The sequence below is a fragment of the Cryptocyanus atlanticus LEGE 06306 genome (assembly GCF_056633155.1).
In genome coordinates this window covers 223,058-232,272 of record NZ_JBSJOZ010000005.1, presented here as the reverse complement: position 1 = coordinate 232,272, position 9,215 = coordinate 223,058, and the positions used below count along the sequence as shown (strand labels likewise).

Below are 9,215 nucleotides of genomic sequence, written 5' to 3'. Positions count from 1 at the left end.
CCCCGCCTCAGAGGTTAACGATGGGCCCTGTCCAGAAAAGCCAGACCACCTCAGTGTCAGAGCCGCTTCCTGCGACATCGTTCTACCAGGGGTCACCTATCATCGAAATTCCCGAATGGGGAACCGGTCTGCGCCGGATCCACGACCTGCTCATGCAACCTGCCCTTCTCGAATACCTCCAGCGAGCATCACTTGACTGGTGGGAGCGGGTATGCAGTGAGCGCGCCACAGCTAAATACGTAAGGCAACGGATTTCAGAGAGCACACCGGCTGGATGACGCCAATGGAAAAATGCGTTAAGCTGTTGCAATAATGAGGCAAAGTCGAGAAGATAATCTCCTGCACTTGCGCTCAGCGGGCTTCTCGATCTCTGTCGGAAAACTGAATCGTTTGTCTCTTTCTTCGATGGGCAGTTAGCGAGTCACAAAGCAGAACTCCCGCTACTTAAATCGTCAAAGACATCTCGGCAACTCGATTAAGACTCCTCGGAGGCAGGCTTCTGAAGAGCCCTCAAAATCGATCCTCTCCGGCAGACACTGTGAATTTTACTGGGGATCAGCTAACCGGCAAACCCTCCAATTAGTGACAATGCCAACCGGTCAGCACAAGCATACGGCTTGACCATTGCTCGTCTAGCCGGGATTTTGCAAACAATGGTCTCTGTTATTTCTATCCATTGGAAAGCCAGAAGTCATAAGTGGCCAGATATCTCAAGCCCCGGCAATACTTGCACTTCTGTCCATTCTACCACGGCAAAGGTTACAGACGGCCCAGCAAGTAGACACGCGTTCAGGAAAAGCCTGTACTTTCAACTGTGTCTAGCCTTCCCATGACTCTAACGGCAAATTTTCCTCGGCTATCTATCGTCACACCCTCATACAACCAAGCCGCCTATCTAGAACGCACGATTCAATCCGTTCTCTCTCAAGACTACCCAAACCTCGAGTATCTGATCCTCGATGGCGGCAGCACCGATGGATCCGTGGAGATCATCCGCCGCCATGAGCCTCAGCTCACCTTCTGGTGCAGCAAGCCGGATGGAGGGCCCTGGCAGGCGATTCTCAACGGTGCCTCGCGCTGCAGCGGCCGTTGGTTCAACTGGCTCAACTCCGACGACCTGCTGTTGCCCGGCTCCCTCTGGCTGCTGGCTGAGCTGATCGCGGCGAATCCCACGGCACACTGGATCAGTGGCGGCCGCCTGGATCTCGATCAACACGGGCGGCCCGTGGGCAGCAGTTGCCCCTGGCTGCGCAATCCCAACACCTTGATCTTCGCGGAACCCTTCCTGCCGCAGGATGCCACGTTCATGCGGCTCGACCTGTTCAGAGCCGTGGCCCCATCCGTGCCAGCAGACCTCACTAACCTGTTTGACACAGTGCTGCATCGGCTGCTCTGGGCCGTAGAGCCGCCGCTGCTCACCACGGCCCTGTTCTCCGCCATGCGGTGGCATTCCTCCCAGCGCACGGCCATGGATGATCGACGGGCCGAAGAAGCGGCCCGAGCGGATGTGATCGCTTCCGCACTGCCGCGCACCAGGCTTCAACGGGCGTTGCGGCGCATGAGCTCCACTCGCCTGCGCCACCTGGTGGAAGGCCTGGGATGGCAACTGGCCTCTGCCGGTGCCTTCGGGCTGAGTGATCTCAGGGCCAGTGTGTATGACCCCTGGAGCCAACGCTTCATCGCCAGCTCCGTAGCCGAAGCCATTGCCCACGGCCACGTGTAGACCCTTGAACATTCTCCATCTCTATGAATCTTCCATTCTCGAACAGATAGGAGGAACGGAGCGTTTTCTCCATGAGATCGCCCGAAGGCAGGTGAACAGGGGCCACCGGGTCCATGTTCTGTACTACTCCAACGCTGCACGGAGCACTGAGCTGGATGGGGTGATCTACCAAACGACCACGGCCACCTTCCGTTCAGCCCTGACCAGGCGGGAGAGGCTGTCCTGCCTCGGTGTTGAGGATCGATCCTTTCCATCCATTCTGAGGGAGGTTTCAGCCGAGATCGTTCATCTCCATGGTGATTCTGTTCTCTGCGGAATCCCCCAGATCCAGTCGGCCGCCAGGGCCGGAATTGGCTGCCTCACGTCGCTGCATACCCCCAGCTTCCTCTGCCCCAACACCACCCTGATCAATCAGGCCAACCAGGTCTGTGATGGTGTGGTGGACGTGACCCGATGCACCCGATGCCGGCTGGCCAGATCAGGGGTGCCCGATTCCCTGGCCGTCCTGTTCAGCAGATGGTCGCTCCCGGAAGCGACGGCGACCACGGGCAGCACCCTCAGCAACCTCAGCACGAGCCGGCTGGCCACGCTCTGGCACACAAGCAGGTTGAGGGGCTATTCAGCGTTGCCGAATTCCTATCTCCATGTCTTCAATCGATGGATGATGGAAATGCTGATCAGCAACGGACAGCCCGAAGAGAGAATCATCGTGATCCCCCATGGCGGCCCTGGGGCTGAAGGGGAGCCGGGCGGTAGCAGCCGCGCTCCCGCCAGCACGGTGAACACGATCCGATTCGTGTTCGTCGGCAGAATCGAGCCGGTGAAGGGGTTGCATCTGGTCCTGGAAGCGTTGAGTTCCCTTCCACCCAGCCACCCGTATTCCCTGGATATCTATGGCAGCTCAAAGGATTCCTCTTACTCCCGGACCCTGCAACACCTGATCGCGGGCCAGAAAGCGATCACCCTTCACGACCCGATCGATCCAGGCGATGTGGTGAACGTAATGAACAATTTTGATTGCCTGCTTGTTCCATCCCTCTGGCTCGAAACCGGCCCGCTGGTGATCCTGGAGGCCTTTTCGGCTGGCCTGTCCGTGGCGGGATCGGATCTGGGTGGCATCCGGGAGATCTGCCTGGGTCAGGAAGGCTGCCACCTGGTGGATCCCAGCCTGGAGGGATGGCGCCGATTCTTTCTCTCCGTGCCGGATAGCCGGGCCTGGACACAACGCCACAGCAGACCGTTGAGAACCTATGGGCACGTGGCCGACGACCTGATCGATTCCTACTCCATGATTCAGCACAACGGTGCCGCGGCAATGGCCTGGCCTGACACCACTCCATGACGTTCTGCAGACTGGCGAATTTTGGCTGTGGGAGTGTCTACCATCGGGATTGGCGCAACTTCGATATGCGCCCGATCCCTGGTGAGGTGGAACAGGTTGATCTCACACGGCCCCTGAAGCTTCCCGGCAACTCTTTTCAGTTCATCTACTGCTCCCACACACTGGAGCATCTCAGCCTGCGGCAAGCCATCCAATTGCTGTCTGAATTTCATCGCCTTCTGGAGATTGGTGGGAGTTGTCGTATCGTGGTGCCATGCTTTGAGCTGCTCTGCAGGGAATACCTGAATCGCCTGGAGAGCTGCCGAGATAACACAACCCACTCGAACAGACGAAAGCTCGAGTTCATCACCGCCCTGATTCTCGATGATCTCACCAAAGAAACCAACGACGGCATCAAGATGCCCCTGATCCGGCAAGGCTACTACGACGACGATGATGTGCTGGCCCTCTCAGGATTCCACCAACCCCAGTCCGACAGCATTCAGCGGAGCCGACCGATCTCTCTGGGGCGCAAGCTCAGGAGCTTCCTGGCCCTGCCACGCAAAGCCGCCTTTCTTCGGGATCGGCTGTTTGCGAATCGGGATCCACGAACCAATGGCTATGCCCATAAATGGATGTGGGATCCTGTGCAGCTCTCCATCGCCTTGAGCGAGGCTGGATTCACGGCGATTCAGGAGAAGACCTACCAGAGTTCTGGCCTTTCGAGTTGGAGCCAGTATGCGTTCGATTCGCGAGGCTGCCAGGATGGGGAGGCGGAGCGTCATCCCCTCTCGCTCTACCTGGAAGCAACCAAGGGAAGCTGATTTCGAGTGGCCCGGGGGGTTTCCATGCCGATGATCCGAAAGATCGTGATCATTGCTGGCCCCTCGGCGATCCCACCGCTTCACTATGGCGGCATCGAGCGGATCGTTCATCTCCTCTGCTCAGGGCTCAGCGACTGTGGCATCGAAGTTGATCTGATCGCTGGAGCTGGCTCCACAACCTATTCGGGTCAGACCTATGCCTATCAGCATCAGAAGCCAACCCTGCACAGCCGGCTCTACCGAAGGATCGTTTTTCAAACCACGGCCATCCGTTCGGCATTGGATCGTGCCGACCTGATCCATTCTTTTCGGGTCTGGCCTGAGTATCATGGATTGCTCCACTCCCTGCCCATTCCAGTCATCTTCACTCAGCAGAATACGGCCGGAGTGGACGACTGGAAAAGAATTGAGCAAGTCAACCCCGATCGGGGGTATTACATTGGCATCAGCAAGGATCAGATCGCCGATGTTGAGTCGCTGCCATCGGCTCGCTCCACGGTGATCGCCAATGCCACCGATGTGAGCCGGATCCATCCCATTGATCATCCTTCCGGGGCCTACCTGGCCTTTCTTGGACGCCTCACCTATGACAAAGGCATCGATCTGGCCATTCGCCTCTCCCTCGCCACCGGCATCCCACTCAAAATCGCTGGAGTCATCCCCCACGACGAGGAAGGCGCCGATCAGTTCTTCCGGGAACAGGTGGCTCCCTACCTTGGCAGTGATGGGATCGAGTTCGTCGGGCCGATCGAGGATGGCGAGAAAAGCCAGTTTCTGGGCCATGCCTTGGCCCTGCTCGTTCCGAACCGATGGCGCGAACCCTTCGGCATCGTGATGGCGGAAGCCCTGGCTGCCGGCACACCGGTGATCGGCTCCAACCTGGGATCGATCCCCGAGATCGTGGAGCACGGAAAAACGGGCTATGTGTGCGCATCGATGCATGCCTTTGCTGAGGCGATCCGCTCCGTCCATCAGCTCAACCGTTCGGACTGCCGGCAGGAGAGCGAACGTCGATTTTCCAAATCGGTATTCATCCAGGCCCATCTCGATTTCTATGCTTCCGTGCTGGCCAGGCATTCCCAGAGGCACGCCATGGGGCGGCGTTGAACATTCTCGTCATCGCCGATCCCCATCTTCCCGTCCCCCCTGTGGGGTATGGAGGGGCTGAACGTGTCATCGATCTGTATTGCCGCGAGTTCTCCCGCTGCGGGCACACCGTCCATCTGCTCGCCGCCCCCCGATCTCGGTCTTACGGAGGGCGGCTGCTGACCCATCGCCCCCCAAGCCGCGCCTTGCTCAGCCGGGCCTGGCGCAAGCTCGGCTTCCAGCTTCTGAGTGTGATCGGAAGCCAGGGATGCGACGTGGTCTTCAGCCATGGGCGGGACGACTATCTCGCCTCCCTGCTGACCCTGCGAATTCCCCTTCTGCACGCGTTCCACAATCCCATCAGTCAGCGGCAGGTCGATCGCATCGAGACACGTCGCCATCGGCGATTCGCCTGCCTGCTGATCAGTGAATTCCAGCGTTCCCAGGCCTACTTTCGGGTCCCGAACCATGTGATTCCCAACCCGATCGACTGCTCCTTCTACCGGCAAGGGGACGGCGAGGGGGGGCACCTGCTCTTTCTTGGACGTCTGACCCCGGAAAAGGGAGTCGATACCGCCATCTCGGTGGCCCAGCGAAGCGGCCGGCAGCTGATCATCGCCGGGGCGATCTCCGCGGAGCCCGGCGGAGCGGACTTCTTCCGTGATCAGGTTCGGCCCCACCTCGATGGCGATCGCATCCGCTGGATCGGAGCAGTCGATGACCATCAGAAGCTCCCCGTGCTCCGCAACGCCTCTGCCCTCCTCTTTCCCATCCGCTGGCCGGAGCCTTTCGGGCTCGTGATGCTGGAAGCCCTCGCCAGCGGCACCCCCGTGATCGCCAGTCATCGGGCATCCACTCCGGAGGTCATCCGTGATGGGGTCACCGGATTCCTCTGCCACACGGAAGATGAGATGGTGGCGGCTGTGAGGTCGCTTCCCCAGCTTGACCGTGCAACCTGCCGCAGAGATGTTCAGCGGCGATTCGATGCACCGGTTGTGGCCCAGCAGTGCCTGAGTGTTCTCGAAGGCCTGCAACGCTGATTGAATTGACCTTGGAGTTCCTTTTGAACGATCATTTGCTGCTGGCGAGCCGGATCCGGAAACTTCGGATTCTTCCAGTCATTCTCCTGCGCCGATTCGGGTTGGCGCCCTATTTCAATTATCAGGCAAACTGCAGAATCGGAACACAGTCCATCACGGTTCCAATGCATGAAGGCAAGCTGGAGTCCGTTCTATTGATGGAGGAGGGATACAAAGCAACCCTGCTCAGCATGCTCAGCGGAATTGCAGACATCTCCTGCTTCGTTGATATTGGCGCCAACTGTGGCCAGACCATGATTGAAGTCTGTTCATGGAACCGTGAGACTGTCTATTATGGCTTTGAGCCCAACCCGGAAGCCTTTGGCCTGCTTCAGAAAGTTGCCAGCTGCAATGGGTTCAACGCCACCCTGTTCCCCTGGGCCTGTAGTGATGCATCCAGGCCCCTGAAGCTCTTTCGATCCTCCGAACTGGATGCCGGCGCTACGGTTGCCCCCGAGATCAGGCCCGACACCTATGCATCCGTGGGTGGCTTCTGGATTGCCACCTATCCACTCGACGAAGTCGCCACCCCCGACCTGCCATCGGGATTCATCCTGAAGATCGATGTGGAAGGCTCCGAACTGGATGTCTTGCGGGGAGCCATGGCCACGATTCAAGCCAAGCGACCCGTGATTCTCTGTGAGGTTCTTCATGCCCATCGGGACTCAGAGATTCCAGCGAATGATGCCCAAAAGCGGGAACTCGAAGCCCTGCTTGATCAGTTGAATTACAATCTCTATCTCTGTGTTCTGGACCCAATCACCCGAGTTTCGCTCATCGAGATTCAAGCTGTTTCCGAGTTTCCCAAGAATCAGGTCTGGTCTCGATCACCCCACACCTGTGACTACATCTTTGTCCCAAGAGAGTGTCAGTGCTTTGGTCCGCTCGCCCTGCGTGCCAGTGCAGCCTCCCGCTGAGCCCTCCGGGCGGGCACGGCCAGTGAGACGTGAGCGCTCATCCGGGAGTCTGCTGATCGTGCTCGCCTCCCTCTGCGCCGAAGGCACCCCCATCCTCGCCCTGCAGCTCTGCCGCCACTGGCAGCGACAGGGCCACCGCCTGGAACTCCTCCTGCTGTCCGCCGAGCCGGATGATCTGCTCGCTGAGGCCCGCGCTCTCGGGCTCACCCCAATGGTGGTCCAGCTCGGAGAGGGGTTGCGGCGCTACCCCCGCCTGCTCTGGCAGACCTTTCGCCTCTGTCGCCGCACCCGCCCGGGCGCCGTGCTCAGCTTCCCCCTGGGCTGGCACGCCCCGATCGCCTGGGGGGCGCGCCTGGCCGGGGTGCGGCGCGTCTGCGCCCATGTGGGCAACCTGCCGCCCACCTGGACAGGGCGCGCCTTCCTCCGCTTCAAGGCGCTGGTGCAGCTGGGGCGGCCGGTGACCCATCGCCTGCTCTGCTGCTCCACCTACATCCGCCAGGCCACGCTCAGGGATTTCCAGCTGCGTCCCGGAGAAACGGTCACCATCCCCAACGCCTGCGACCTGGAGGCATTCCTCGCTCGGCCCCTCCCCTCGCCCCTGGCCCCGGCCGGGGACGCCTCCCCTCGCGCCGGCATGGTGGCGCGGCTGGAGGCCCACAAGGATCAGGCCAGCCTGATCCGCGCCACGGCCCTGCTGCGCCAGCGGGGGATTCCCCTGGAGCTCTGGCTGGTGGGCGAGGGCCACGAGCGCCCGCGGCTGGAGGCTCTGATCCACAGCCTCGGCCTCGGCAGCTGGGTGCAGCTGCTCGGCATGCGCCGCGACATCCCCGATCTGCTCAGTCAGCTGGATCTGTTCGTGTTCGCCGCCAAACCCGATGAAGGCTTCGGCATCGCCCTGGCCGAAGCCATGGCCGCCGGTGTGCCGATCGTGGCCACCGACGTGGGCGCCTGCCGCGAGGTGCTGCAGGACGGCCGCTGCGGCCTGCTGGTGGCCCCCGGCGACCCGGCCGCCCTCGCCGATGGGATCGCCATCGTGCTCGGCGATCGCCCCGCCGCCCTCGCGCGGGCCGCCGCGGCCCGGGAGCACGCCCGGGCCTGCTTCGGCATCGGGGCCATGGCCCGGGCCTACGGCCGCGAGCTGGGCCTGCTCCCCACCAGATGATCGTGCTCCATGTGCTCAGCGGCTTCCATGCCGGCGGGATCGAGCAGCTCGCCCTCCAGCTGCTCAGCCATGCCCCCCCGGAGCACCACCTCCACCTGCTCAACACCGATCGACGCCACCAGGAGCTCCGGCCGGCCTTTGAAGCGCTGGTGGGGCAGGGCCGGCTCCGCCTCACCGAGTGGCCCGCCGCCGACGGCCCCCGGCTGGCCTGGCGCAGCCTGCGGCTCTGCCGCAGGCTGCGGCCCGCCGCCCTGCTGATCTATCCCTGCCAGCGGCCCATGCTCTGGCTCGCGCTCGGGGCTCGGCTGGCGGGCGTGCGGCGGCTGGCCGTGCACCTGGGCAATCCCACCCCGCCCGATCCCCGCCGCCGCCGCACCTGGCTCTGGCTGCTGCGCCTGTTCGCGGCGCTCGGGGTCACCCCGGTGCCCTGCTCCGCCGCGATCGCCACCTCCCTGCTCCAGCCTCCCAGCGGCCTGCGCCTGGGCCCGCTGATCCCGAACGGCTGCGACACCGTCGCCATCGCCCACCGGGCGGCCGCGGCCCGCTCCAGGCGCCCCCCCGGCGACCCCCGGCGCCTGCTGATGGTGGCCCGGCTGGATCCGATCAAGGAGCAGGCCACCCTGCTGCGGGCCTTCGCGGCCCTGGGGCCCGAGCGCCGCGGCTGGGAGCTGCAACTGGTGGGGGAGGGGAGCGAGCGGCCGCGCCTGGAGGCCCTGGCCGCCCAGCTGGGCCTCGATCCCCAACTGGTGCTGCCCGGCGCTTGCGGGGAGATCCCCGAGCTGCTGGGATGCGCCGATCTGTTCGCCTTCTCCACCACGGCCGCGGAGGGCTTCGGGATCGCCCTGATCGAGGCGATGGCGGCGGGCCTGCCGATCGTCGCCGCCGACGTGCCCGCCTGCCGCGAAGTGCTGCGCGACGGCGCCGCCGGAGAGCTCGTGCCCGCGGGTGACGCAGCGGCCTGGCGGCAGCGGCTCGCCGCCCTGATCACCGATCCCGAGAGGCGGCGCCGGCTCACCCGCCGGTCGCTGGACACGGCCCCGCGCTACGACATCCGCTCCTGCGCCCGGCGCTGGGATGCCCTGCTGCGGGAGCCCCAGTGAGCC

At 62.6% G+C, this 9,215-nt stretch carries 8 protein-coding genes and 1 pseudogene; all 9 read left to right on the top strand.

Annotated features, from left to right (window positions below; all coding sequences use genetic code 11):
- The first annotated feature begins 829 nt into the window (after positions 1–829).
- Entirely contained in the window at positions 830–1,723 is an 894-nt protein-coding gene (locus tag ACWJI7_RS08080; RefSeq protein ID WP_479936898.1) for a glycosyltransferase, read from the top strand.
- Positions 1,704–2,207, top strand: a pseudogene (locus ACWJI7_RS08075) (glycosyltransferase family 4 protein); the annotation flags it as partial. The gene ACWJI7_RS08080 and the pseudogene ACWJI7_RS08075, both read left to right, overlap by 20 nt.
- A complete protein-coding gene (locus ACWJI7_RS08070) occupies positions 2,208–3,065 on the top strand; it encodes a glycosyltransferase (protein ID WP_479936929.1) in 858 nt (285 codons plus the stop codon).
- 86 nt (positions 3,066–3,151) lie between these two features.
- Positions 3,152–3,868, top strand: coding sequence for a methyltransferase domain-containing protein (locus tag ACWJI7_RS08065; RefSeq protein ID WP_479936897.1), 717 nt, complete (start codon positions 3,152–3,154; stop codon positions 3,866–3,868).
- 24 nt (positions 3,869–3,892) lie between these two features.
- Positions 3,893–4,975 (top strand): glycosyltransferase, encoded by a 1,083-nt coding sequence (locus tag ACWJI7_RS08060; RefSeq protein ID WP_479936895.1) that lies wholly within the window; start codon positions 3,893–3,895, stop codon positions 4,973–4,975.
- 41 nt (positions 4,976–5,016) lie between these two features.
- Positions 5,017–5,994, top strand: a complete 978-nt coding sequence (locus ACWJI7_RS08055; RefSeq protein ID WP_479936927.1) for a glycosyltransferase — start codon at positions 5,017–5,019, stop codon at positions 5,992–5,994.
- Between the two features lie 11 nt (positions 5,995–6,005).
- Positions 6,006–6,950, top strand: coding sequence for an FkbM family methyltransferase (locus ACWJI7_RS08050; protein WP_479936893.1), 945 nt, complete (start codon positions 6,006–6,008; stop codon positions 6,948–6,950).
- Positions 6,951–7,008: 58 nt separating this feature from the next.
- Positions 7,009–8,112, top strand: coding sequence for a glycosyltransferase (locus ACWJI7_RS08045; protein WP_479936891.1), 1,104 nt, complete (start codon positions 7,009–7,011; stop codon positions 8,110–8,112).
- Positions 8,109–9,212 (top strand): glycosyltransferase, encoded by a 1,104-nt coding sequence (locus ACWJI7_RS08040; RefSeq protein ID WP_479936889.1) that lies wholly within the window; start codon positions 8,109–8,111, stop codon positions 9,210–9,212. Before ACWJI7_RS08045 ends, ACWJI7_RS08040 begins: the two co-directional genes overlap by 4 nt.
- The last annotated feature ends 3 nt before the right edge of the window (positions 9,213–9,215 follow it).

What these genes read in the sequence shown, in the direction of transcription:
- ACWJI7_RS08080 (WP_479936898.1), top strand. Translation starts at nt 830, where the DNA reads ATGACTCTAACGGCAAATTTTCCTCGGCTATCTATCGTCACACCCTCA.
- ACWJI7_RS08060 (WP_479936895.1), top strand. Translation starts at nt 3,893, where the DNA reads ATGCCGATGATCCGAAAGATCGTGATCATTGCTGGCCCCTCGGCGATC.
- ACWJI7_RS08040 (WP_479936889.1), top strand. Translation starts at nt 8,109, where the DNA reads ATGATCGTGCTCCATGTGCTCAGCGGCTTCCATGCCGGCGGGATCGAG.